The sequence below is a fragment of the Thermoactinomyces sp. CICC 23799 genome, from assembly GCF_016055145.1.
GTDB classification, from domain to species: domain Bacteria; phylum Bacillota; class Bacilli; order Thermoactinomycetales; family Thermoactinomycetaceae; genus Thermoactinomyces; species Thermoactinomyces intermedius.
This window is the reverse complement of the sequence record NZ_JAECVV010000008.1, coordinates 65,004-90,453: the sequence shown is the minus strand read 5'-3', so window position 1 is coordinate 90,453 and position 25,450 is coordinate 65,004. Positions and strand designations below refer to the sequence as shown.

The following is a 25,450-nucleotide window of genomic DNA, read 5'->3' as shown; positions in this document are numbered from 1 at the left end:
GCTTCCTCCCATCCCGCACCATTTTCTGATTTTTCAGTAAAATAAATGATAAATTTTGGTTGCCTGCCTGCTTTTTACTGTTCACAGAATCCACGGAACAAGTTACAATAAGCTTGAGCCACTTTACCTCAATGGAAAATGAAGGAAACGTTTGGATTGTCACATGTTTCTTTTCATGAAAAGGGGGATTTCATTACGGATGAAAAATATTAAATTGTGGAGCATCCTTGCTCTTGTGGCAATGACGGCTTTCTCCTTGATTGGGCCGCAACCGGCTTCCGCCGATGCCATTAAAGGAGAAACCGTGGTCACCTTGGGGAAAGATTTGACCGGAACCCAACGGGATCAAATTTTGAAAGAAATGGGTGTCAGCGAAAACGCGGATAATGTCACCATCATCGATGTAACCAACCAAGAAGAACATCAATACCTTGGAAAATATTTGGGGGCGGATGTCATCGGACGCCGGGCCATCTCCTCCGCAAAAATTGTACTTACTTCTTCCGGTGAAGGAATCTCGGTGAAAACCAACAAAATTACCACCATTACACCCAGCATGTATGCCAATGCTGCCATCACAGCCGGAATCAAAGATGCGGACATTTATGTCACCGCTCCGTTTGAAGTATCCGGCACCGCAGGTTTGACCGGGATTATCAAAGCTTTTGAAACAGCAACCGGAGAAAAAATTGATGAAAATAAAAAACAAGTGGCTAACGAAGAAATTGTCCGGACGCAAGAACTCTCCCAAGAGATCGGCGATCCCAACAAAGCTGTTCAATTCATCAACGAAGTGAAAAAGCAAGTCTCTGAAGAAAAACCGAAAACTCCGGAAGAATTCCGGGACATCATCATCAACGTTTCCAATGACTTTGATATCAACTTGAATCAGGAAACCATCAACAATCTGGTTCAATACGCCCAAAACTTTGACAAATTGGGCATCGACTGGGATCAATTGAGCCAGCAATTTGAAAGCTTGCGTGGAGATATCAAAGATATTTTAAATTCGGAAACCACGCAAGGAATCATCGACACCATTTTTGAATGGTTGGGCGATCTCTTTAAAGCAATCGGTGAATTATTCACCTCTGCCTCTTCACGGCAATAATTTAAAAAAAGAACCGCTGGAATCTTTCCAGCGGTTCTTTTTTGTTTAAACGGACAACCACTTTTTAAACAGATGTTTTGTCGCATCCCGGTTGGATTTGGCAATCGCCGTTGTCAGCGGTATGCCTTTCGGACAAGCTTGCACACAGTTTTGTGAGTTTCCGCACTCTTGCAAGCCGCCTTTGTCCAAGAGGGCTTCGAGACGTTCTTCTTTGTTCATGGCCCCTGTCGGATGTGAGTTAAATAATTGAACTTGTCCCACCACAAAGGGTCCCATGAAATCCGAATGGCTGTTGACATTCGGGCAGGCTTCCAGACAAACCCCGCAGGTCATGCATTTTGACAATTCATAACGCCATTGCTGTTCATTTTCGCTCATCCGCGGTCCCGGGCCGAGATCGTGGGTTCCGTCAATCGGAATCCATGCTTTCACTTTTTTCAATGCATTAAACATCCGGCTGCGGTCCACAATCAAGTCCCGAATCACCGGGAAAGTTTTCATCGGTTGAACCCGGATGGGTTGTTCCAATTTGTCAATGAGTGCGGTACAAGCTTGGCGCGGCTTTCCGTTAATCACCATCGAACAAGCTCCGCACACTTCTTCCAGACAGTTGGACTCCCATTGGACCGGAGAAACGGTTTTTCCTTCGCTGTTTACGGGATTTCGTTGGATTTCCATCAATGCGGAAATGATATTCATGTTCTTGCGATAAGGAATTTTAAACTCTTCTTCATAAGGTTTATCATCAGGTCCGTCTTGGCGTGTTATGATGAGGTGCACTGTTTTTTGTTCACTCATTTTTTCGCACCTCCTTTATCCACATCATAACGACGCGGGCGAGGCTTAATCAAAGAAACATCAACCGGTTCATATTCAAACACAGGGCCTTCCGGTGTAAATTTCGCTTTGGTGGTTTTCAACCATTCTTCGTCGTTCCGGTCGGGGAATTCCGGTTTATAATGGGCACCGCGGCTCTCATTCCGGTTGTAGGCACCCAGCGTGATCACACGGGCCAATTGCAACATGTTCCACAAATGGCGGGTGAACGGTCCGGCCTGATTGCTCCATTTGCTGGTATCCACCATATTGATGTTTTGATAACGCTCCATCAGTTCCTGGATTTTCTCATCGGTTTTCTTCAGGCGGTCATTGTACCGGACAACCGTGACATTATCCGTCATCCATTCACCCAACTCTTTGTGCAAGAGATAGGCATTTTCATTGCCGCTGTCCATTTTCAGGATGCTTTCATATTTTTCTTCTTCCGCTTTGCGTTGCGATTCGAACTGATCCACAGACATGTCTTCAATGCTGTAATTCAATCCGCGCACATATTCAATGGCTTTCGGCCCGGCCACCATTCCGCCGTAGATACTGGAGAGCAAGGAGTTTGCACCCAGGCGGTTGGCTCCGTGATATTGGTAATCACACTCTCCGGCGGCAAACAGTCCGGGGATATTGGTCATTTGATCATAATCAACCCACAAGCCGCCCATGGAGTAGTGAACGGCAGGGAAAATTTTCATGGGAACTTTTCTCGGGTCCTCTCCGACGAATTTTTCGTAGATCTCAATGATTCCACCGAGTTTGATGTCCAACTCGCGCGGATCTTTGTGAGACAGATCCAGGTAAACCATGTTTTCGCCGTTGATTCCCAATTTCATATCGACACAGACTTTAAAGATGGCGCGTGTCGCGATGTCCCTCGGAACCAGGTTTCCGTAAGCGGGATACCATTCTTCCAGGAAGTACCACGGTTTCCCGTCTTTATAGGTCCAGACCCGTCCGCCTTCACCCCTTGCCGATTCCGACATCAAACGCAACTTGTCATCTCCCGGAATGGCCGTGGGATGAATTTGAATAAATTCACCGTTGGCATAATAAGCCCCTTGTTGGTATACCGCACTGGCAGCCGTTCCGGTATTGATCATCGAGTTGGTCGATTTCCCGAAGATGATTCCCGGGCCGCCGGTTGCCAGGATCACTGCATCGGCCAAGAAGGTGACAAATTCGCTGCTTCTCAGGTTTTGGGCGACAATCCCCCGGCAACGTCCTTCATCATCCTGAACAATCCGGACAAATTCCCAATGCTCAAACTTGGTGACTTTTCCATCCACCTCAAACCGGCGGACTTGCTCATCCAGCGCATAAAGCAACTGTTGTCCGGTGGTGGCTCCGGCATAAGCCGTCCGGTGATGTTTGGTTCCCCCGAATCGGCGGAAGTCGATCAATCCTTCCGGGGTCCGGTTAAACGGAACACCCATGCGATCCATCATATAGATAATTCCCGGAGCTGCTTCACACATTGCTTTTACCGGCGGCTGGTTGGCCAGGAAGTCTCCGCCGTAAACCGTGTCGTCAAAATGTTCCCATGGGGAGTCTCCTTCACCCTTGGTATTGACAGCACCGTTGATACCGCCTTGTGCACATACAGAGTGAGAGCGTTTCACAGGAACAAGCGAAAAGAGTTGTACATTGGCACCGGCTTCAGCCGCTTTGATGGTTGCCATCAAACCAGCCAAACCACCGCCCACAACGATTATTTTTTCATTCATTGGCAAGTGCTCCCTTCTAATGCTGTGCCAATTGTTGAATAAATTCAGGTCTGGCAAACGCGAATAGTGCTGAAATTCCCAAATAAGAAACAATCACAAAAACCGCGCTCCACACCCATGTGGAAACAAGCTGGGCACGCGGTCCCACCGTCACACCCCAGCTGACAAGGAATGACCACATTCCATTGCTGAAATGGAAAACGGCACAAAGGACCCCGATGATATACAGAGCGAAAACAACCGGATTTTGCACAGTGTCTGCCATGAGCTGAGCCAATTGTTCCGACGTCAGGTCATACAAAGCAACCTGTACCCTGGTTTCCCACACATGCCAGATGACATAAACCAATGTCACAACACCGGTTACCCGTTGCAAAACGAACATCCAGTTACGGAAAGTACCGAAATTTCCCACGTTGTTTTTCGCCTGGAACGCAATGTACAATCCGTAAATACCGTGATATAAGAGAGGCAGAAAAATAAAGAAAATTTCAAGTACAAGCAAAAACGGTAAACCCCAAAGCCATTCGACTTTTTCCACAAACGCATCTGCCCCTCGTGTGGCGTAGTAGTTGGTGAATAAATGCTCAACTAAAAAAAAGCCCACCGGTATTACGCCCAACAACGAGTGAATCCGACGGTTGAAAAAGCTGCGTTGTGTGCTCATCATTTGCCTCCAATCTAGGACATAATCGCGATCAGTGAATGAATTGAAAAGTCTATCAATAATTTTTAAGAAAATAGAAAAGGGTTTCAACTCGCTATATATTTTACTCCCATATTGTTTCCGCCGTCAAGGAACGGTCAAATTTTATCCTCCGTTTAAAAACCGGTGAATCTGCGGACCGAACCGGTTGAACTCGACAAGGAAAGCATCATGCCCGTAATCAGAAGAAAACTCATGATAAACCGACTTGACCCCTTTTTTCAGACAAATTTGGTGGAAATCGCGCTGTTGCCAGACGGGAAAATAAATGTCTTCCTCGATTCCGATGGTCAAAACTTCGGCATGAATCTTCCTGACCGCTTCTTCCACACCGCCCCGTCCGCGTCCCAAATCATGATGATCCATGGCATCGAGAAACCTGAGATACGTATTGGCATCAAACCGGTTGACCAGCTTGCGGCCTTGATAATGCAAATAACTGTCCACCATTTCCCGCGCATTTTCCGGATTCTGCCGGGAAAAACGTTCTTCAAACAAAAGATCCGTACGGTATGTCACCATTCCGATCATCCGGGCGATGGACAATCCCCGAACCGGGCCTTTTGACGGATAATAATCCCCTCCCTGCCAATCCGGATCACTGACAATCGCTCTGCGCCCGATCGTATTATAAGCTATGGACATGACCGACAGCGAGGCGGCAGTTGCAATCGGGATGCACTTTTCCATGAAATCCGGGTACATCACGGCAAACTCCAAAGCAAGCATCCCGCCCATCGATCCCCCGATCACTGCTTTCAGGCGGTGGATGCCCAGCTTCAAAAGCGCTTCATATTGCGCCCGCACCATGTCGCGAATGGTCACCTTGGGAAACCGGCTTCCATATGGTTTTCCGGTGCGCGGGTCCGTCGAAGCGGGACCGGTGCTTCCTCCGCATCCCCCGAGCACATTCATCGTGATCACGGTGTATTCGGTCAAGTCAATATATTTGCCTGTGCCAATCAGCCCGTCCCACCATCCCGGATCCGACTCATTGCCCACCGCATGGGCATCCCCGGTCAATGCATGGCAAACCAAAATCACCTGGTCTGTGCCGACCCGGCCCACTTTCTCATAAGCCAGTGTCACATCCGGCAAAATCTCCCCGCATTCCAATTCAAAAGATCCGATGGACACCGTATCTTTTATCTCGACCAACTGTAAAGTCATTTTGCATTCCCCCAAAAGCTCCTGGATAAAAACATGAAGCCCTCTCCTTGAGCGAAGAGGGCTTCACGATCCGTCACACGTTCCGTCAACCTCTTCTCATCTCTCAGGAATCAAATCCTGCAGGAATTGGCACCAACCGCTAATAACTAGCGAGGTTGCCGGGTTTCATCGGGCCAGTCCCTCCACCACTCTGGATAAGAAGCAGTTTCTTATATAATTTTTCTAATCAATTATAAAGATAATTCTATAAATTGTCAACCGCCTTGGAAAAATCTGCCGGCGGCGCCTGGGGGTCTTCCAACCAACAGCGCACTTGGTGCGTATGGGTGACCGGAGTGACTTCCGGCATTTCTTCAAAACAGATATTCATCGCATACAGGCAACGATCCGCAAACGGACATCCCTGGGGAGGAAGGAACAAATCCGGAGGGGACCCGGAAACCGGCCGGAGTGCTTGTTCTTTGGACCGGTCTAACCGGGGCATGGATTGAATGAGTCCCCAGGTATACGGATGATGCGGTTGATGGAATATTTCCCGCACAGTTCCGGTCTCCACGATCTGTCCCCCGTACATCACCGCAACCCGGTCCACCGTTTCCGCAACAATCCCCAAATCATGGGTAATCAACAAAATGGAGGTGCCGGTCTGTTGCTGGATGTTTTTCATCAAATCCAATATTTGCGCCTGAATGGTGACATCCAACGCCGTGGTCGGTTCATCGGCAATCAAAATTTCCGGAGAACATGACAGGGCGATGGCAATCATGACCCGCTGCCGCATCCCGCCGCTGAATTCGTGCGGATATTGCTTCATTCTTCTTTCCGGATGGGAAATCCCCACCCACTCCAAAATTTCCAAGGCTTTCTGACGGGCTTCGTGATAACCGCACTGCTCATGCCAGCGAATGCCTTCCATGATCTGATACCCGATGGTCATGGTCGGATTCAATGAGGTCATCGGATCCTGAAAAATCATCGCAATCCGGGAACCGCGAATCTGATACCATTCTTCCTCCGGCAAATTCGTCAATTCCTTCGGCCCCAAAAAGATTTTTCCCTGCTTGATCCTTCCGGGCGGAGACGGGATCAACCGCATGATGGATAAGGCCGTCACGCTTTTTCCGCTTCCGGATTCACCGACGATGGCCAGCGTTTCTTTTTGATTTAATGAGAAACTCACTCCCCTGACGGCCTGCACTTCCCCTCCGGGAATCCGGAAAGATACATGGAGATCCTCGACTTTCAAGATGGTTTCCAAAACAACCCCTCCTTTGTCCTTTGCTGCTTCCTTACTTCCTCATTTTCGGATCAAGGGCATCACGCAATCCGTCTCCGAAAACATTAAAAGCCAGCATGGTCAAACAAAGAAACAGTGCCGGGAACAGAAGGCGCCACCATTCTCCGGACAGAATCGTAATCAGCGAGTCATCAATCATCGTCCCCCAGCTGGCAACCGGAGATTGGACCCCCAAACCGAGAAAACTTAAAAAAGCTTCTGAAAAAATGGCAGAGGGAACCGTCAAAGTCAACATGATGATGATGGGGCCGAGCGCATTGGGGATCAGATGCTTAAAAAGCAGTCTCGGCGTGTTGGCCCCCAGGGTTTTTGCGGCAAGCACGAATTCCTGCTCCTTCAACTGCAATATCTGCCCCCGCACCAAACGCGCCATATTGAGCCAACCGGTCACCGTCAATGCAATAATAATGGTTGTCACACCCGGCGGCATCACCACCATCAATAAAATCACCGTCAACAGATGGGGCAGTCCCCATAAAACATCCACCACCCGCATCATGATTTCATCCGTGCGTCCCCCGCGATAACCGGCAATTCCTCCGTAAATCACACCGATCACCAAATCAATGAGCGCCGCGGCCAGGCCGATGGTCAGGGAGATTTTCCCCCCTTCGCACACCCGCACAAACACATCCCGTCCCAGATCATCGGTTCCAAACCAGTGTTCTTTGGAAGGAGGAAGGTTCCGCCCGTGTTCCAAATCCTGTTGGTGAACATCATAAGGGGAAACAACCGGGCCGATGACGGCAATCAGTGCAATCAGCAATATGACGGCCAGTCCGGTGACGGCCAGATAATTTCTACGGAGGCGCCCCCATACATCCTGCCAATAAGTTTGGGTGGGACGCTTGATTTTTTCGATGGATGCCGGATGGCGCCTGGCCGGCTGAAACCGGGGATTTACTGATGGTTCCATGTTATTTCCCCTCCTTTTTGCCCAGTTGGATGCGCGGATCAATCAGTCCGTAGGCCAAATCGACAAGAAAATTGATTCCCACCAGCAAAACGGAATAAAACAACGTAACCCCCATGATCAACGGATAATCGCGATTATGAATGCTTTCCACAAAATATTTGCCGATCCCCGGAATGGAAAAAATATTTTCGATCACAAAACTTCCCGTCAAAATGCCGACCGCAAGAGGACCGATCACGGTCACCACGGGCAAAATGGCATTTCGGATCGTGTGACGGGAAATCACATAAACGGGTGGCAATCCTTTGGCCCGGGCGGTACGTATGTAATCTTGCGTCAACACTTCCACCATGCTGGAGCGCATCAGCCTTGTAATGGTGGCAAGCGGCAAAGCCGCCAGCGCCAGTGTCGGCATGATCGTCGAGGCAAACCCTTCCCACGTGGCCACCGGCAACAGTTCCCATTCCACGGCAAGATACTTTTGCAATAAAGGCCCCAGCACAAAACTTGGGATGGAAATGCCGAGCACGGCAAGCACCATGGCCAGATAGTCCGCCGTCCGGTTCTGTTTGAGCGCGGCAACAACCCCCAGAAACAAACCGGCAATGATTGCGCAGACCAATGCCTGGATTCCCAATTGGAAGGATACCGGAAACCCTTCCTGAATCATGTCATTGACCGAACGGGTTTCAAATTTGATGGAAGGTCCCAAGTCCAATTGCAATAATCGCTTCATATAGTTCAAATATTGAACCGGTATGGGATCATCCAACTGGTAATGGGCGCGCAAATTGGCCAATACCTGCTCCGGCAGTTTCTTTTCATCCGAAAACGGATCTCCGGGAATTGCTTTCATCATAAAAAAAGTGACCGTTGCAATCACCCAGAGCGTAATGATCATCTGCATGAAGCGCTGAAGAATGTATTTCAGCAATCCTCTCCCCCCAACCTGAACAAACTGAAACGTTTTCATCTTTTCTTAATTCCCATTTTTCGGAAAAATAAAGCGGTTTCCGGTCACAGCGCAGGCCCATCCTCTTCCACTGTGTTCTTATTTTATGATGAAGAAAAAACTGCATATTAAATATTATTCTATAAAAAACAGAGTAACCCTTTGCGCGGGTCATCCGTTCATAAAAAAAGAGAGCCGATTCAGATCAGCTCTCTTTGGCCACCCCCTGCAGAACGGGTTCTTTCGCTTCCGTTTGATCCAAGCCAAAAGCCGTATGAAGCCGGCGAACGGCTTCCAATGCCACTTCCCTGTCCACCACACACGAAATTTTAATTTCAGATGTCGAAACCATTTTCACCCGGATTCCGGCTTCACTCAGTGTGGCAAACATTTTTGCGGCCACTCCCGGTTTTGTCATCATGCCCATCCCCACGGCAGACACCTTGGCAAGGCCGGACTCGGAAATCAATTGGGCATAACCCAGAGAATCTTTTGCCGATTCTAATAATTCAATCGTTGCATCCTTTTCAGATTCTTGCACACTGAATGCCACATCGATCTCCTGATGGTCATGTTCACTTTGCACAATAATGTCGACATTGATATTCGCTTCGCCGATGAGTCCGAATAATTGCGACAACATATTTTCGCGGTTGGGCAGGCCCAGCACTTTGATTCTTGCAACATCGAGATCATGAGCAATGCCCCGTACATTTAACTCGTTTTCCATGATTTTCTCCCCTTTCACCCATGTTCCGGGTTCATCCACAAAGCTGGAACGGACCACCAATCGGACTTGATGATGGAGCGCCGTTTCCACCGAACGCGGATGAAGAACGCCGGCTCCCAAGTGTGCCAGTTCGAGCATTTCTTCATAAGTGATTTCATCCATTTTCCGGGCGGCGGGCACCACGCGCGGGTCAGCTGTAAAGACCCCGGTCACATCCGTGTAAATTTCACAACAATCCGCCCCCAGGGCTGCCGCCAAAACAACCGCCGTTGTATCGGAACCTCCGCGTCCCAAAGTGGTGATCTCATTCTCCGGGGAAATCCCCTGAAATCCTGCAACCACAACGACTTCACCCTGGTTCAGGCATTCAAGCACGGCTTCGGTGCGGACTTTTGTCACCCTTGCTTTTCCATGCGCATGATCGGTTTGGATTCCGGCTTGCCACCCCGTCATGGATCTTGCTTTCAATCCCCGTTCTTTGAGCGCCATCGTCAACAAAGCGATGCTGACTTGTTCTCCAGTGGCCAAGAGCATATCCATCTCTCTCGGTTCCGGATGCGGACTGATCTCATTGGCCAGATGAACCAGCTCATCTGTGGATTTTCCCATCGCTGACACCACGATGACACACTGATGTCCCTGTCTTGCGGTTTCAGCGATCCGGTCTGCCACTTTATGAATCCTGGCGACATCGCCCACCGAAGTACCGCCAAACTTTTGCACAACGATCCCCATGGTTCCTCTCCTCTTTCCTCAGCTGGACTAAACTCGCTCAGAAAAAACAGAAGGCCACAGCAGAGATAGCTTGCTGTCGCCTTGGTTTCCAACGCTCCAGCCCGCATATTCCCTGCGGATTAGCTCTCCACAAAAGCCGTGGCTTCTGTGACAGTGTTGCCCCTGTTCGAGCACAACACCAGCTTGTGTTCAATCGGGATTTCCCACAAGCTTCGGCGGCATTTTCCTTTCCTTGTCCATCCTCGTGTCCCGACACTCCGGACAAGTACTCATAAAAGCCGCGCCTCTAGTCCACATGATCAGCGAGCAATATTTATTCATTGTCCTGATTTTTTACGATCTTACCATAACCGGGTTCCGGATTCAATCCATTCAAACACTTTTTTTCTTTAAATCAAAGAAAAATCTTCACGGGAAACGACTGACAAAAAGCATCACTGGTACAAACCGGATTGAAAGATTATAATAAACAACATAAAGGGGTGAAATTTCATGGCAAACATCGGATTACCCGGACTGATCATTATTCTGGTCGTTGCCTTGTTATTGTTCGGGCCCAAAAAGCTGCCCGAGCTGGGACGGGCCACCGGACAAACATTGAAATCTTTCCGCGATGCCTTAAACGGCAAGGAAAAAGAAGAAGAAAAAAACTCTCAAAAGGATTAATCGTTCATTCCTTTCTGCTGACTGGAAACCGGTGCCTTGTCAGCAGTTTTTATTTTGGAAGCATGACGGGCTTCTTTCTTTAATTGCTTTGCTTTCCGCTTTTCTTCCAATCCCATGAGGTATTCATGATCATCGCGAAGAATCCGTGCCACATGGAGCCCGCTTAAAGCCGAGGCGGAAACACCTCCGTGGCCCGGATAGGTCGTGGATCCCGTGTAATACAGGCGCCGGACTTTTTTATCTTTCATGGGCGGCCGGATCAAAGACCGGAAACCGTGAAATGCCCGGCCGTTCAAGGCTCCGCCCTTGGCACCGGTTAATTCCTCCAGCTCAGCCGGCCCCATGATTTGCTCCGTTTCGATGTGGTTTTTCAAATCTTTCAAACCCCATACTTTGTCCAGCAAAAACAACAGTTGTTCCCGGTAGGTTTCCACATTCTCCCGGCTTCCCGAGGGCACCGGCACCATCACCGTGAGATTGCTGGCTCCTTCCGGGGCGCGGTCCGGTTCGGACACACTGGAATTTCCGACATAAATGAGAGGGGACTCCGGCCATCTTTGTTGTTCAAAAATATCGATATACTGCCGGCCGACATCATCCGGATAAAAATAGTTGTGGTGCAACAATTGCGGATAGCTTTGCTTTACCCCGAGCAACCACAAAATTCCGGAACTGCTCAGCCGCTCCGGTTTGTCCTCTTTCCTTCCCAGGAAGTTATTTTTCGTTACTTGCACATCCACATTGCTGATGACAAAATCCGCCTCCCATTTTTCTCCGCCTGCCTTGACCCCTGCCGCTTGTCCTTCTTTGACCAGGATCTCTTCCACTTCACAAGAGGTATGTATCATCACCCCCACCTTTTTGGCCAACCGGACCAACGCCTCCACCAAGCGCCGGTTCCCGCCTTCGACATAGCTTAAACCGTGCACCATCTCCAGATAACTTAAGATCGCCAACGCTGCAGGTGCCTGATAAGGAGACGAACCCACGTACAGGGCATACCGGTTCATCATGGCGATCAGCCGGTGGTCCTTGAAGTAGCGGCGGTGAAAAGCATCCAGCGATTCAAACGGGTGGGCTTTCAAACCATGCCAAACCGCCTTGTTCCGGAAAAAATCAGTCCAGCTGCGGTTGGGTTTGCGTATCACATAATCTTCAATCACTTCATACATCCGCTGCGCTTCGGACAAATAATCAAAGAAACGGTTTTGCTCTTCCGGGGAAAAAGCTGTCAGTTGTTCCATCATATAATCCGGATCGGCCGACAAGTCAATGACCGTTTTATTATAAAAAAAATGGCGGCTGTTGACCGGAAGCGGAATAAAACGCAAGTCGGGATCCAATTCCTCTCCTGCTTCCCGGTAAACTTCCCCGATCACTTCCGGCATCATGACCGGCACGAATTCCCCATCAAAAAAGTAAGAATTCAGCTGATAAGAACGACAGCGCCCTCCCAACTCTTTTTGTTTTTCCAGCAAGGTGATTTCATAGCCATATGCCGCCAGCCGGATCGCGGCCACCAGTCCGGCAATCCCGCCTCCAATGACAATTCCCTTTTTCATGGAGCGTGTCACCCTTTCTTTATTTTCTGTATCCATTGTTCAATCTGTTTTTTCCAATCTTCCACCGGCGGCCACGGATGGTCCCCGGCCATGGTTCCTGCCAGTACACACTCAAAATCGCCAAGATTTTCGGAAATGACCTGCTCTTTGACCATATCCAGATGATACGTGAGTTCCTTACTGCAGGCGGCAATCCACGCCCGGCGGTTTCCCTGTTCAAAAGTGGAAGGCACAATCGGTGCAGACAATTGGACACAAGCTTCCGGAAAACGTCCGGTCATGGAATAATAAAACGCAACCGGCACCACTTGCACATGTTTCACCTTTTCAAGCAATGAGCCCAATCCCGGCAAAAAACGAAGCGGGCGAAAATCCGGATGTTTCACTTCTCCCTGCCCGAAAACCCAAAGCGAGCCAAACCTTCCATCCAGGATTTCTGCGCCGTGTTCCAAAGCTTCTTGAATTTGTTGATAGGAATCCCCGTCAAAAGAGAGCACCTCTTCCTGCCCCAGCCATCCATACGTGTCGGTTTCCTCTTCATTCACCAAAAAATAAGCATCTTGCCGCAAGTAGTTCCGGCTGATCCACATGGCCAGATAAAGATCCCACCAACTTGCATGATTGGCCATATATAATGTAGGAATTGAAACGTTGATTTGCTCGCTGCACCGAACATACACACGGGCAAAGTGTTTTTTTAATTTCCTTGTCAGATAAACCTGCCAAACCCAATCGGCGACAAGGTTTTGTTCCCCGGATTTTTCCCTCATACGCATTTCTCCTTTCCCCGATTTTCCCCTGAAACAAACATAAGGATCTGTATGGCACATGACGCCCTGTATACTTTCTTCGTAAACTCTTGTTCTTTTCGGCCGGGAAGACTTCCTGCCAAGCATCAAACCAATCAAGGATTATACCCGATTCGTCCAAAAAAGAAAAAAGACCCCTGCAGGTCTTTTTTATCTTTTCCTTTTTATTTCATCAGATTAGACAATTGTTTCAGCCGTAATTCAATCTGATCCAATTGTTGATCCATTTTCACAAAAGATTCTTTGATTTCCTTTCGCAACTCATGCAGCTGTCTGGCCAGCAAAGCAATATTGGTCTCCACATATTCCATATTGTATTCCCGGCTTTCCGGATTGGAGGTGCGCGAAGCATCAGGGGGTGAAGACGGGTGTTTCCGCTTTTGCAAACTTTTTAAATAATGCAATGCTTCTTTTCCCGTGGCAATGTTTCTCCGGAATAAATCTTCCGCCAGGTTGAGTACATCGGCACGGGTGATCTTATAGTTATTTTCCAACATGCAAAATTCGAGTAAAACGTTGATGACCCCGTTGGAAAAAGAGTACCTTTCTTTTAATTCATAAATCAACTGCACCATTTGTTTCGAAACGGCTTGTCCCCCTGAATATTGACGAAGAAAATAAACGGGATCCATGGCTTCGATTTTCTCATGAATGTCACGCACCTGGAAGTCCTCCTTACATCAAATGATCGATTGGCAAAAAAGATCCTCACCCTCCCGACGGCGAGGATCTTATTGGTTTAACTCCTTCAAAATGGTCCGGGCAAGCTGATCACCAATACCCGCCTTCCGAAACTCTTCGATGGAAGCTTTTTTCATGTTTTCAATGGATCCGAAATGTTGATAAAGCCGTTGCTTTCGTTTCGGCCCGACTCCCTGGATTTTATCCAACTCGGATTGGAACATGCTTTTGCCGCGAACCTGCCGGTGAAACGTGATAGCAAAGCGGTGTACTTCTTCCTGAATGCGCTGGATCAGGAAAAACGTGTCGCTCCCCCGCTCCAACTTCACTTCCTCCACCGGATCCCCGGCCATCAGTTTGGCTGTCTGGTGTTTGTCATCTTTCACCATGCCGCCGACCGGGATAAACAATCCCAATTCGTTTTCCAACACATCCATGGCCGCATGGATTTGCGCTTTTCCGCCGTCCACCAAGACCAGATCCGGCAACGGACGGTTCTCTTTCAAAACGCGCGTATACCGGCGCCGGATCACTTCCCGCATGGTCTCGACGTCATTGGGGCCGGAAACGGTCCGGATCCGGTATTTGCGGTATTCTTTTTTGGCCGGTTTCCCATCGATAAAACATACCATCGCCGACACCGGATCGGTTCCTTGAATATTGGAGTTGTCAAATGCTTCAATCCGTCGGGGCAACCCGATTTCAAGCGCCCGGCTCAAACCTTCCAACGCATTCCACGTCTTTTGCTCGTCCCGCTCCAACAATTGGAAACGCTCTTTCAGGGCAATCTCCGCATTTTCGGTGGCCATGTTCACCAGATTCTTTTTGTTGCCGCGCCGGGGAACATGAATATGAACTTCCGGAAGCATTTTTTTGAGAATGTCCGGATCCACTCCTTGAGGCAAATGGATTTCTTTCGGGAGTGTGGGCATTTCATGATAAAACTGGGCGACAAAAGAAACAAAATCTTCTTCTGCCTCGTGGTAATGCGGAAACACCGATACTTCCCGTTCGATCAATTTTCCCTGGCGCACAAAAAACACTTGGACACACATCCAGCCCTTTTCCGCCGCATAGCCAAAGATGTCCAAATTCTGTTGAGCAGGAAGGACAATGTTTTGTTTTTCGATGGTCGAGTCAATGTCCAAAAGCAGGTCCCGGTACTCTTTGGCTTGTTCAAACTCCAAATTTTCCGCCGCTTCTTCCATTTTCCTTTGCAATTCTTTTTTCAGTTCCGCGACGCCCCCGTTTAAAAAGCGGACGATTTTCTTTGTTATTTTCTCGTAATCGTCCGGATCCACATCCATTTCACAAGGAGCCAGGCATTGTCCCATATGGTAATACAGGCAAACCCGTTTGGGGATGGTTTTGCATTTGCGCAGCGGAAACAAGCGGTCCAATAATTTTTTGGTGTGTTGAGCCGCTCCGGCATGGGGATAGGGTCCGAAGTACTTGGAACCATCCTTTTTTAAGTTCCGGGTCACTTCCAGGCGGGGATGTCTTTCTTTGGTCAGCCGGATGTAAGGGTACGATTTGTCGTCTTTTAACATCACGTTATATTTCGGGCGGTGTTTTTTGATCAGATTCAGCTCCAAAATCAGAGCCTCCACGTGATTGGACGTGACAATGTACTCAAAATCGGCGATGTCCATCACCAAGCGTTGGGTTTTTCCGTCATGGCTCCCCGTAAAATAAGAACGGACCCGGTTTCGCAAATTTTTCGCCTTGCCGACGTAAATCACTTCCCGGTCTTGATTTAACATCAAGTAACAACCGGGTTTCTCCGGTAACAGAGAAAGCTTGTCTTTTATCTCCAAACAAGTCCCCCCTCCTGAATTTAATTTCATTTATATCCATAAACATTTTTCTGTTTGCCAAGTTAACTATTTATAGTTTAGCATATTACCCTTCGCTCCTCACGAAAAAAGATTACGCATCTTCCACGCAGATCATTCATAAAATTCGAAATAAAACTTGAAAAAATACACAACATATTTTAGTATAAAGATCTGTACTGTCTCAATAAATACATAAAATTTATGTAGGTGATTTAATATGTTTTTAAAAGACCAAGTCCAAAAGAACCTTTATCTGTCCTATCTGATTGTTTCATTGCTCTTGGCGGTTTTTACATTTTTTATCTATGTGAATATCGATCCGGTAACCGAAGAACCAACAGCCTGGGCTTTTGTATCTGTCATCATTTTAATCATATTAACTCCTGCCCTTAGCGGGGGAATTATGTCGGTGACCATTTCCGCTCACTATAAAAGTGAAGCTTCCGTTCCGGTTTTGCTTCAGGAAATGTTGCCGAATTACTGGAAAATTTTAAGACTCGGTTTATGTATTTATTTATTGTCCATTCCGGCTGTGCTGGTTACTTTTTTAGTGGTTTTTCTCTTTTTATTTTTTCCTCCGTTGGCAGTTTTGGCAGCCATATTGCTTTCAATCGGCTTGATTGCTTTGTTGTCTTATTTGTCTGTTCAATCTTCGGTTCTGGTTTTAAAAGACGGAATGAGAAGCTGGCAATCGATTAAACATGCCTTTGTTATGCTGAAAAAAGCTTTCAAAAAAATTTTTCTTTCTCTTCTGGCTGCATTTGGGGCTTACCTTGCTCTTTCAATTATTTTCTGGTTGGCGGGATCTTTGCTCATCATCGCCATTTACATGGTGTTTGGATTATCGGACTCACATCCTGTTGTCTTATTGATTTCAAGTTTGGTAGCACAACTTACAATCACCTTCCCGTCACTGTTTGCTTTATCCGTTTATGTCAAAAGATATAAAGACAAAATTGAACCGGAATTTCGTCCGGCTGATCAAGAGACCGCTTAAGATCACATAAAAACAAAAGGCGACGCCAACCGGCATCGCCTGATGCACATCCATCAAACATATTCTTTCAACCAGGCCACCAATTGTTCTTTCGGTTGAGCCCCGACCATTTTGGAAACCATTTCCCCGTCTTTGAACACCATCAAAGTCGGCACACTCATGACTCCGAATTTCCCGGCCGTTTCAGGGCTGTTGTCCACATTCACTTTGGCAATTTTCAATTGGTCGCCCATTTCTTCATCCACTTTTTCCAATTCGGGTGCCAGCATGCGGCACGGACCACACCACGGAGCCCAAAAGTCAACCAAAACGGTCCCCGCTTCTTTGCTTTGTACTTCTTTATCAAAATTTTCATCCGTAATTTCCACGATTGCCATTCGTTACTGCCTCCTTAAATTTTGCTTGCGCATCATGATCCAAACCAAAAACATCTTTGGCTTTCACAGTGTAGTATACCACTTTAGAAAAAAAAGTACCAAGTCATTTTGTTAGTAAACCAAAAAGAAGAGCACAAGGGGAGTGCTCTTCCATCCTAATCCAATATCATTCCTTATTGCTGTTCACTTAACAACTTTTTAAACTCTTCCGTCAGCATCGGAACCACTTCAAACAAGTCGCCGACGATGCCGTAATCCGCCACTTGGAAAATCGGAGCTTCCGGGTCTTTGTTGATCGCAACGATGACTTTGGAGTTGGACATCCCCGCCAAATGCTGGATTGCTCCTGAAATTCCACAGGCAATGTACAAATCGGGGGTCACCACTTTACCGGTTTGACCGATTTGCAACGTATAGTCACAATATCCGGAATCGCAAGCCCCCCGGGAAGCGCCGACGGCTCCTCCCAATACATCCGCCAGCTCGTACAGGGGTTTGAATCCTTCCTCACTTTTCACCCCGCGACCTCCGGAGACGACCACGCGTGCTTCGGTCAAATCCACGCCGTCCGAAGCTTTTTTAACCACATTTTTGACAATGGTCCGCAATAAATCTTTGTCCAGATCCACGCTGAGCGCCTCAACATCCGGCGTACGGCCGGGATCCGGCTCTTCCTTTGGAATATTGTTGGGGCGGAATGTTGCAAAGATCACGCCGTCTTTCACCACTTTTTTCACAAACGCTTTCCCTGCGTAGATGGGGCGGGTGAAGACAACTTTTCCATCTTCCACCTCAATATGGGTGCAATCGCTGATCAACCCGTAACCCAAACGGGCCGCAATGCGCGGGCACAAATCTTTTCCCACCGCCGTGTGGCCGGTAAAAATCACATCCGGGTTGACATGCTCAATCACTTTTTTAAAGGCTTGGAAATAAGCATCCGTGGTATATTGATCCAATTCGCCGTTTTCCACAACGATCACTTTATCGGCACCATGATGGGCCAGCGGTTCCGCCAAATCTTTGGCAAAACTGCCGAAAACCGTGGCGGTGACCGTCCCGCCTTCTGCCACCTGTTTTGCCGCTGCCAGCGATTCAAATGTCACATTTCTGAGTTTCCCCTCACGCACGTCTGCAAGAACCAATACATGTTTGCTCATGATTCGCTCCTCCTCGCTGTTAAATCACCTTTGCTTCAGAGTGCAACAATTGAACCAATTCTTTTACCTGATCTTCCAACTCGCCTTCCAAAATTTTTCCTGCTTGTTTTTTGGGCGGCAGGAATACTTCGGTCGTTTCGGTTTTGGCCTGAATCTCTTCTTCTTCCAAGTCCAAATCATCCAGATCCAAACGGGAAAGCGGTTTCTTTTTGGCTTTCATAATTCCGGGAAGCGAAGGATAACGAGGATCATTCAATCCTTGCTGTGCCGTCACCAAAATCGGGAGGGTTGATTCGATGTATTCAACATCCCCTTCCACGTCTTTTTCCACTGAAACTTTTTCGCCCTCAATTTCCAATTTGGTAATGGTGGAAATATGGGGAATCCCGAGCAATTCAGCCAGTCTGGGCCCCACTTGGGCAGACCCGTCATCCACAGCCATGTATCCGCACAAAATAATGTCATATTCCAGGTCTTCTTCTTCGATCGTCGCAGCCAGGATTTGGGCGACGGAATGTTCATCCAGTTCTTCATCAAGATCTTCGGTATCGACAATGACTCCTTTGTCCGCCCCCATGGCCATGGCGGTGCGAAGTGCTTGTTCAGCCCGTTCCGGACCGATGGTGATGACCGTCACTTCCCCGCCGTGCTCTTCTTTCAGGCGGACGGCTTCTTCCACCGCATATTCATCATAAGGGTTGATCACAAACTCGACGCCATCCTCACTGATCTGACCATTTTCAATCGTGATTTTTTCTTCGGTGTCAAACGTCTGCTTGAGACAAACGAGAATGTTCATCTTCCACTCCCCCTTGTTATCGGCTGTTTTTTATTTCTTCATCCCATGAATGAATAAACGGTGAATCTCGTCGATCTGGTCCAACAGGCTGTATTTAAAACCATTCATAATCCAAGATGTCACCGTTTCATCCAAGGTTCCAAACACCATTCTGCGGGCAATCCGCACATCCAGATCTTCGTGAAACACACCCGCCTTTTTTCCGTTTAAAATGACATTGTCAATGATATCCAAGTACCTCTTTAAGATATTGTTGATTCCTTTTCGCACTTCCGGATTGGACTGCCTCAGTTCGATTTGGGTAACCAGTGCCAATTTGCGGTCTTTTTCCAAGTTTTCGAAATGGAGTTTGATCAAATGGTACAGTTGCTCTTCAGGGGATGTGATTTGACTCAATTCTTTTTCGGCCTGGCTGATAAAGGAACCCATTTTTTCATCAAACAGTGAAACCAAGACATCATCCTTGTTTTCAAAATAAAGATAGATGGTGCCGTCAGCCACCTTGGCTTCACGGGCAATCTTAGATATCTGGGCATTATGATAACCATATTCGGCAATCACTCTTACTGCAGCGTCAATGATTGCTTCATATTTTTCCCCGGTTCTTTTAGCCATCTCTCCAAATCCTCTCCGGCCTTTTATGAATGACTATTCATTCAATTTTTAGTTTAGGATAACCGCTTTCAATTGTCAATTGATTTGAACAGATTTTATTATATCAAATTAATCCTATTATAGAAATTTTCAAGATAAATTTATGCATTCTTTTTGTTTAATTGCATAGACCGCTCTTTTTCTTCGTCCGCCAACACCCGCCGCAACACTTTTCCGATGGAGCTTTTGGGTAATTCCTTGCGGAACTCATACAAGCGGGGAACTTTAAATTTGGCCAGCCGTTCGCGGCAGAACCGGTCCAATTCCTTTTCGGTCACCGAATGCCCTTCTTTTAAAACGATGAACGCTTTCACCGTCTCGCCCCGGTAATCATCTTTCACGCCGATCACCGCTGCTTCTTTGACCGCTTCATGTTCGTACAGGATGTCTTCGACTTCCCGGGGATAAATATTGAACCCGCCAGCAATGATGACATCTTTCTTCCGGTCGAGAATATAGAAATACCCGTCTTCATCCATTTTGGCAATATCCCCTGTACACATCCATCCGTCTTTCAGCACTTTCTCCGTTTCCTCCGGACGGTTCCAATACCCTTTCATCACTTGCGGCCCTTTGACTTGCAATTCCCCCTCGTGCCCGGGAGGAAGCACTTCTCCTGTTTCAACGTCAACAATTCTCGCATCGGTATCCGGCCAGGGCAAACCGATGGTTCCGCTTTTTTTGCGGTCCCACAACAAATTGGCATGGGTTACCGGTGAAGTTTCCGTCATACCGTATCCTTCCACCAGCAATCCGCCGGACAACTCTTCAAATTTTTCCTGCACCTCCAGCGGAAGTGGTGCGGAACCGCTCAAGCAAGCATCCACCGAGGACAAGTCGTATTGGCTGATTTTGGGATGATTGATCAGCCCCACATACATCGTGGGAGCCCCGGGGAAGAAGGTGGGTTTGTGTTCCTGAATCTTTTTCAACACCAAATCCGTGTCAAACTTAGGAATCAAAATGATTTTGGCTGCCATTTTCATTCCCAGGTTCATCACGGTGGTCATGCCATACACATGAAAAAACGGCAAAGCCCCGACAAAGGATTGCGGCTCGGTCCGTTTGGCCTTATACAACCACGCTTCGGCCTGGCAACAGTTTGCCACCAGATTGCGATGGGTCAACATCGCCCCTTTCGCAAGCCCTGTCGTCCCGCCGGTATATTGGAGCAACGCGATGTCATCCGCCGATTCAAAGACCGGCTCCATCGGCTCGGGACTCGACTTTTTCACAAGAGAAACAAAAGAATACGTGTCCCCGCCATAGTTAACGCTTACACTTTCGCCCGCAAGTTTGGATTTGAGCTGAAACAGCCAGTTTTTCGGAACGGGCAGATAATCGCTCAACCGGGTTACGATCACCCGTTTCAGTTTTGTTTCCGGTTTTACTTCCTGCACCCTCGGCCACACCAAATCCAGGCAGACAATCGTTGTGGCCCCGGAGTCAGCCAATTGGTGCTTCAATTCTTTTTTCATATATAATGGATTAATTTGAACCACAATGCCGCCGACCATCAAGACCGCATAATAAGCAATGATTCCCTGAGGCGTATTGGGAAGCATGATGCCCACACATTCCCCTTTTTGCACTCCCAATTCTTTCAATGCAGCGGCAAAGCGATAAACTTCATCCAACAACTCCCGAAACGTCATGCTTTTTCCCATAAAATCAAAAGCGTCCCGCTCTGGATAATCTTTGGCGGCATCAAGCAGAAACTGTGTTAACGGAACTTCTGGATAGTCCAAAGTTGCTGGAACTTCCGGAGGATAATGACGAAGCCATATTTTTTCATTTTCAGCCATCTGAACTCCTCCTTTTTCGACTGAATAGTCATTCATAATTTTATATATTTTTATAATAAAAAATAATTAACTAAAAGTTATTTTATCTAATTTCACGTTATTTTTAAAGATTTGTTTTTTGGAAATATTCGATATCCGTGTGTTTTTTTGCCATAAAAAAAGCAAGGCATCCCCTTGCCTTGCAAAATTTCTCTTTGTTTGAGCAAAATCCCCGTCACGTTTCCGGCTTTGCCTGCCGATCCGGATCTTGCGGCGAGATGCCGCTGGGCCTTTTGGTTTTGTTGGGCATGGGCGTCCGGATCAAAACATCCAGCAAAGCTTTTCCGTTAAACGGAATCAACGGCCATAAATAAGGAGTCACCAATACTTCAATCCGTGCCAACCAGACAACCCAGGCGATACAGGCAATGATAAATCCGGCCCAGCCAAAGAGTGCCGCTGCGACCAACAAACCGAAGCGGACCATTTTGTTTGCCATCCCCATCTCATAGCTGGGGGACGCAAACGTTCCGATCACTGCCAATGCCACATACAAAACCACTTCCGGAATGAACCATCCGATTTTGATTCCGATCTCCCCCAATAAGACGCCGGCAATCAATCCCATCGCCGTCGCCAAGGGAGAAGGGGTGTGAATGGAAGCCATCCGCAAAATTTCCACCCCGGTTTCCGCAATGAGAATTTGAACAAACAGCGGAACGTCCGCGGTGTTTTGCACGGCAAGAAATTGAAGAAAAGAAGGAAGATGTTCGGGACGCGTGGAAAGCAAATACCACAGCGGCAGCAAAAAAATTGAAATGCCCATCGCCAGAAACCGGATCAAGCGTAAAAATGCACCAACCACCGGTTGTTGGCGGTACTCCTCTGCATGTTGCAGATGATGAAAAAATGTGGACGGGGTGATCATCACACTGGGGGATGTATCCACATAGATCAGCACATGCCCTTCCATCAGGTGAACCGCCGCCACATCGGGGCGCTCGGTAAAGCGCACCATCGGATAAGGATTCCAATAACGTTTAAACAAATGCTCTTCCAATGTTTTTTCCGCCATGTGCAAACTGTCCGTATCAATCTTTTGAATCGCCTCCCGCAACTCATTCACAACACGGGGATCCGCCAAATCTTCCACATAGGAAAGGCAGACATCGGTTTTTGACCGGCGCCCGACTTGCATGTGTTCCATCCGCAATCCGGGATCCCGTACATGCCGGCGTGTCAAAGCCGTGTTAAAAACCAGCGTTTCGACAAACCCGTCTCTGGCTCCCCTGACCACTCTCTCAATGTCCGGCTCCTCAGGACCGCGTGCCGGATAAGTCCGGGCATCAATGATAATGGCGGACGATTCGCCTTCCATCAACATGGCGGCGGCACCGGACAACACCGAAGTGACAATTTTTTTCACCTGATCGGTCAATTCCGCTTCCACATACGCTATTTCCCTCTTCAACAGCCGTTGCAAAGCATCAGTTTTCAAATCTTCCGCCCTCAAATCGGCGAGACGGTCCATGATGTAATTCATGATTTCGTCCTTCACAAAACCGTCCACAAAATAGAAGGTGCATGCTTTCTTTCCATAAGTCATCGGGCGGCAAATCATATCAAAACTTTGGCCGACTCCCAATATCTCATTGAGCATTTCGGTGTTTCGTTCCAAATCCTTATGAAGCGTTGCATGCTCCCACCACTGGGTTTTGAGCTCACTCATCCGGCATCCACCTTTACATTTGCCTGCATCCTGTCTCCATTATTGCCCGGCTCCGGACAGGTTAGACCCCGGCGGAATCAAAAGATTTTTAGTCCGGACGACTTGATTCCGGATCGAAAACAACCGAAACGGAGGGAAAAGAAATGGTTCAAAACATTGTCTGCACCGGCTTTGTTTATCATCAAGAAAAAACGCTCATTATTCAAAGATCTTTGCAGGAAACTTTTTTGACCGGCTTCTATGAATTGCCCGGCGGCAAGGTTGATTTTGGCGAAGATCCCGTACAAGCTTTAAAACGGGAATTTCGCGAAGAAGTGAATTTACATATTGAAGTGAAAAAACCTTATAAAACATTCTCTTATGTCTCAGCCAACGGGAAACGGCATACAGTGGAAATCGTATATCCGGTTGAGATGCACGATGATCCGTCCCGCATCCGATTAAGTGAAGCTCATTCAGCTTATCAGTGGATCTACGAAAAGGAAGTCGGACATTACCTTCTGAGCGCGGAAACCAAGGATTCCATCTTGCAAGGCTTTCATCTGTCCGGGTGACAGGCGGTTTCGCCAGGCACATCACGCAAGAAGCCCGGACTCGTTACAACATCGTTTATTTCATTAAAGTTCCATGATTTTTAAATGATGGCCACCCCGCAAAAACCGCATGAACTCCTCCATCGTTTAAAAAAGCCATTGATTAAACCTTAAAAATTTATACTCTCGCGAAGAAAATATATAGACAAATATGATATTTCAAAATATGATAGAGGCAAAGAGGTGATCTTTTTGAACGAACTTGATTTAAAAGTTTTGGGAGAAGCTTTGCGAAAAGTCCGTAAAAAGCGGGGGCTCAGACTGGTGGATTTGGAGGATGATCAAATTTCATTTGCCACCATCTCCAGCATTGAGCGCGGCGTTCCCACCGTCAAACCGCAAAACCGGCTTTATTATTGCCAAAAACTCGGATTTGACGTTTCCCAACTCCCTTCCCTGATTCGTCAGGAAAACGGCGAGCGCAACAAAACGGAAAACTTGCTGTTTTTAATTGAAACCTGCATTCGATTGGATTGCGATGCGGCTTTGGAACAGCTCCGCAAATTACAATCCAAAGGAAAAGATTATTATTTAGACAAGATCTATTATTTAAAAGGCCTGTGCTATGTGAAGAAAAATAAATTAAATAAAGCGGAACATTTTTTTCTCCAATCCATCCATGCCATTGAAAAGAAAAATCACGCCTCCGATCCCAATATTAGATCGGCTTGCTTTTATGAACTGGGACAAATTTATTACCGCCGGGATCATTTGGATCAAGCGCTGGATTATAACGAACAAGGACTGAACGCCTTTCAACCGGGAGAAAATCCTTCCGATCTTTATGACTATTTAATGATTGCCAAAGCCACTTATCTGGAAAAACTGTACCGCACCGATGAAGCTTTGCAAATACTGAATGACTTGTGGGCAAGGATCGGACAAATCAACAGCCTGAGAGTCAAACTCCATATGTATGAATTAAAAGCCGCTTTGTTAAATAAAAAGAAAAAATATGATGAAGCCTTAAAATACGCCCGGGAAGGATTACATATCGCGCGTACAAACGGCGCGCATGAACAGGCGGTCGAATTGTTGACCGTATGGGGAAACATCCTGCAAAACGCCAATGACTACCAGACCGCCGAAAATTGTTATCAACTGGCTCTCCGCTTGGAAAACAAGCTGAAAGACAAAAAAGTTTTACTTGTGTCAACCTTGACCCGGCTCGGGAAATTATACAGCAAGATGAACAAAAACCGCGAAGCATACCTCAGCTTGTCCACAGCCGTGGAACGCGGAAAAAAATATAATGATTCCCACCGTTACTGTGAATCGTTGATGGCTTTGGGCGATTATTACTTTGAAAACGGACAATACCCGAAAGCCGTTGATCCTTACGAAGAAGCCTTAAACATCGCCAGTTCCTGCAACTATCCCCGGCTCATGGAAAAGGCCTTGCTCAATTTATCCGAATGCTGGAAAAAATTAGGAGAAAAAGAAAAATACATAAAAATGCTGGGTGAATTGCAACAACTCCGGTTACGGGATCTGGAAGTCATGGAAGTGTAAATGCAATTTGCTTCACCGCCGGCATCCCCCTTTCAGGAAGAATGAGTTTCCTTTACCGGGGGATGCTATTTTCATCACCGGATTTTTCATCTGTGGTATAATAGTGCCTGATTTTTT

The 25,450-nt window shown here is 47.4% G+C and carries 23 protein-coding genes and 2 riboswitches; of the genes, 5 read left to right on the top strand and 18 right to left on the bottom strand.

The window, feature by feature from the left end; all coding sequences use genetic code 11:
* The first annotated feature begins 199 nt into the window (after nucleotides 1–199).
* Nucleotides 200–1,111, top strand: coding sequence for a DUF1002 domain-containing protein (locus tag I8U21_RS11705; protein ID WP_181731936.1), 912 nt, complete (start codon nucleotides 200–202; stop codon nucleotides 1,109–1,111).
* A 45-nt stretch (nucleotides 1,112–1,156) separates the two neighbouring features.
* Here I8U21_RS11705 and sdhB read toward each other — a convergent pair whose 3' ends face one another.
* From sdhB to I8U21_RS11665, 8 genes are all read right to left on the bottom strand, one after another.
* On the bottom strand, nucleotides 1,157–1,909 hold the full coding sequence (sdhB, locus tag I8U21_RS11700; RefSeq protein ID WP_198050988.1) for a succinate dehydrogenase iron-sulfur subunit: 753 nt from the start codon (nucleotides 1,907–1,909) through the stop codon (nucleotides 1,157–1,159).
* Nucleotides 1,906–3,666: a succinate dehydrogenase flavoprotein subunit gene (sdhA, locus tag I8U21_RS11695; RefSeq protein WP_198053967.1), complete on the bottom strand. Its 1,761-nt coding sequence runs from the start codon at nucleotides 3,664–3,666 to the stop codon at nucleotides 1,906–1,908. Before sdhA ends, sdhB begins: the two co-directional genes overlap by 4 nt.
* 16 nt (nucleotides 3,667–3,682) lie before the next feature.
* The gene (locus I8U21_RS11690) at nucleotides 3,683–4,333 is read right to left on the bottom strand and encodes a succinate dehydrogenase cytochrome b558 subunit (protein ID WP_198050990.1); all 651 of its coding nucleotides are present in this window, start codon (nucleotides 4,331–4,333) and stop codon (nucleotides 3,683–3,685) included.
* Nucleotides 4,334–4,477: 144 nt separating this feature from the next.
* Entirely contained in the window at nucleotides 4,478–5,542 is a 1,065-nt protein-coding gene (metX, locus tag I8U21_RS11685) for a homoserine O-acetyltransferase MetX (RefSeq protein WP_198053966.1), read from the bottom strand.
* A gap of 93 nt (nucleotides 5,543–5,635) precedes the next feature.
* Nucleotides 5,636–5,743, bottom strand: a riboswitch (SAM riboswitch).
* A gap of 43 nt (nucleotides 5,744–5,786) precedes the next feature.
* The gene (locus tag I8U21_RS11680) at nucleotides 5,787–6,800 is read right to left on the bottom strand and encodes an ABC transporter ATP-binding protein (RefSeq protein WP_198053965.1); all 1,014 of its coding nucleotides are present in this window, start codon (nucleotides 6,798–6,800) and stop codon (nucleotides 5,787–5,789) included.
* A gap of 31 nt (nucleotides 6,801–6,831) precedes the next feature.
* Nucleotides 6,832–7,755 (bottom strand): ABC transporter permease, encoded by a 924-nt coding sequence (locus I8U21_RS11675; RefSeq protein WP_198050993.1) that lies wholly within the window; start codon nucleotides 7,753–7,755, stop codon nucleotides 6,832–6,834.
* A gap of 1 nt (nucleotide 7,756) precedes the next feature.
* Entirely contained in the window at nucleotides 7,757–8,689 is a 933-nt protein-coding gene (locus tag I8U21_RS11670) for an ABC transporter permease (RefSeq protein ID WP_198050994.1), read from the bottom strand.
* A gap of 223 nt (nucleotides 8,690–8,912) precedes the next feature.
* Nucleotides 8,913–10,172 (bottom strand): aspartate kinase, encoded by a 1,260-nt coding sequence (locus tag I8U21_RS11665; protein WP_198053964.1) that lies wholly within the window; start codon nucleotides 10,170–10,172, stop codon nucleotides 8,913–8,915.
* 112 nt (nucleotides 10,173–10,284) lie between these two features.
* Nucleotides 10,285–10,469, bottom strand: a riboswitch (Lysine riboswitch).
* A 195-nt stretch (nucleotides 10,470–10,664) separates the two neighbouring features.
* Here I8U21_RS11665 and I8U21_RS11660 point away from each other — a divergent pair.
* Complete coding sequence (locus tag I8U21_RS11660; RefSeq protein WP_062842883.1) at nucleotides 10,665–10,838, top strand: twin-arginine translocase TatA/TatE family subunit; 174 nt, start codon at nucleotides 10,665–10,667, stop codon at nucleotides 10,836–10,838.
* Here the strand turns inward: I8U21_RS11660 and I8U21_RS11655 are convergent.
* The 4 genes from I8U21_RS11655 to uvrC all read right to left on the bottom strand — a co-directional run bounded on the left by I8U21_RS11655 (nucleotide 10,835) and on the right by uvrC (nucleotide 15,707).
* The gene (locus tag I8U21_RS11655; protein ID WP_198053963.1) at nucleotides 10,835–12,400 is read right to left on the bottom strand and encodes a phytoene desaturase family protein; all 1,566 of its coding nucleotides are present in this window, start codon (nucleotides 12,398–12,400) and stop codon (nucleotides 10,835–10,837) included. The genes I8U21_RS11660 and I8U21_RS11655 overlap by 4 nt on opposite strands.
* 8 nt (nucleotides 12,401–12,408) lie before the next feature.
* Nucleotides 12,409–13,170 (bottom strand): lysophospholipid acyltransferase family protein, encoded by a 762-nt coding sequence (locus tag I8U21_RS11650; RefSeq protein WP_181731947.1) that lies wholly within the window; start codon nucleotides 13,168–13,170, stop codon nucleotides 12,409–12,411.
* A 203-nt stretch (nucleotides 13,171–13,373) separates the two neighbouring features.
* Nucleotides 13,374–13,871, bottom strand: a complete 498-nt coding sequence (locus I8U21_RS11645) for a DnaD domain protein (RefSeq protein WP_181731948.1) — start codon at nucleotides 13,869–13,871, stop codon at nucleotides 13,374–13,376.
* A 69-nt stretch (nucleotides 13,872–13,940) separates the two neighbouring features.
* On the bottom strand, nucleotides 13,941–15,707 hold the full coding sequence (gene uvrC / locus I8U21_RS11640; RefSeq protein ID WP_255516968.1) for an excinuclease ABC subunit UvrC: 1,767 nt from the start codon (nucleotides 15,705–15,707) through the stop codon (nucleotides 13,941–13,943).
* Between the two features lie 238 nt (nucleotides 15,708–15,945).
* Here uvrC and I8U21_RS11635 point away from each other — a divergent pair, with 238 nt between their 5' ends.
* A complete protein-coding gene (locus tag I8U21_RS11635; RefSeq protein WP_181731950.1) occupies nucleotides 15,946–16,725 on the top strand; it encodes a hypothetical protein in 780 nt (259 codons plus the stop codon).
* Between the two features lie 53 nt (nucleotides 16,726–16,778).
* Here I8U21_RS11635 and trxA read toward each other — a convergent pair whose 3' ends face one another.
* The 6 genes from trxA to I8U21_RS11605 form a co-directional block, all read right to left on the bottom strand.
* Complete coding sequence (gene trxA / locus I8U21_RS11630) at nucleotides 16,779–17,102, bottom strand: thioredoxin (RefSeq protein ID WP_049719804.1); 324 nt, start codon at nucleotides 17,100–17,102, stop codon at nucleotides 16,779–16,781.
* Between the two features lie 173 nt (nucleotides 17,103–17,275).
* Nucleotides 17,276–18,262 carry an electron transfer flavoprotein subunit alpha/FixB family protein gene (locus I8U21_RS11625; RefSeq protein WP_198053961.1) on the bottom strand — a complete coding sequence of 329 codons (987 nt, stop codon included), beginning with the start codon at nucleotides 18,260–18,262 and terminating at the stop codon, nucleotides 17,276–17,278.
* A gap of 19 nt (nucleotides 18,263–18,281) precedes the next feature.
* Complete coding sequence (locus I8U21_RS11620) at nucleotides 18,282–19,061, bottom strand: electron transfer flavoprotein subunit beta/FixA family protein (RefSeq protein ID WP_181731952.1); 780 nt, start codon at nucleotides 19,059–19,061, stop codon at nucleotides 18,282–18,284.
* 30 nt (nucleotides 19,062–19,091) lie between these two features.
* Nucleotides 19,092–19,676 (bottom strand): fatty acid metabolism transcriptional regulator FadR, encoded by a 585-nt coding sequence (locus I8U21_RS11615; RefSeq protein WP_181731953.1) that lies wholly within the window; start codon nucleotides 19,674–19,676, stop codon nucleotides 19,092–19,094.
* Between the two features lie 140 nt (nucleotides 19,677–19,816).
* Nucleotides 19,817–21,520 carry a long-chain-fatty-acid--CoA ligase gene (locus I8U21_RS11610; RefSeq protein WP_198053960.1) on the bottom strand — a complete coding sequence of 568 codons (1,704 nt, stop codon included), beginning with the start codon at nucleotides 21,518–21,520 and terminating at the stop codon, nucleotides 19,817–19,819.
* A 214-nt stretch (nucleotides 21,521–21,734) separates the two neighbouring features.
* A complete protein-coding gene (locus I8U21_RS11605) occupies nucleotides 21,735–23,228 on the bottom strand; it encodes a spore germination protein (RefSeq protein ID WP_181731955.1) in 1,494 nt (497 codons plus the stop codon).
* A 143-nt stretch (nucleotides 23,229–23,371) separates the two neighbouring features.
* Between I8U21_RS11605 and I8U21_RS11600 the strand changes: the two genes are divergently transcribed.
* Together I8U21_RS11600 and I8U21_RS11595 are read left to right on the top strand one after the other, a co-directional pair.
* Nucleotides 23,372–23,782: an NUDIX domain-containing protein gene (locus I8U21_RS11600; RefSeq protein ID WP_181731956.1), complete on the top strand. Its 411-nt coding sequence runs from the start codon at nucleotides 23,372–23,374 to the stop codon at nucleotides 23,780–23,782.
* Between the two features lie 231 nt (nucleotides 23,783–24,013).
* On the top strand, nucleotides 24,014–25,333 hold the full coding sequence (locus I8U21_RS11595; protein ID WP_198053959.1) for a helix-turn-helix domain-containing protein: 1,320 nt from the start codon (nucleotides 24,014–24,016) through the stop codon (nucleotides 25,331–25,333).
* Nucleotides 25,334–25,450 lie beyond the last annotated feature (117 nt).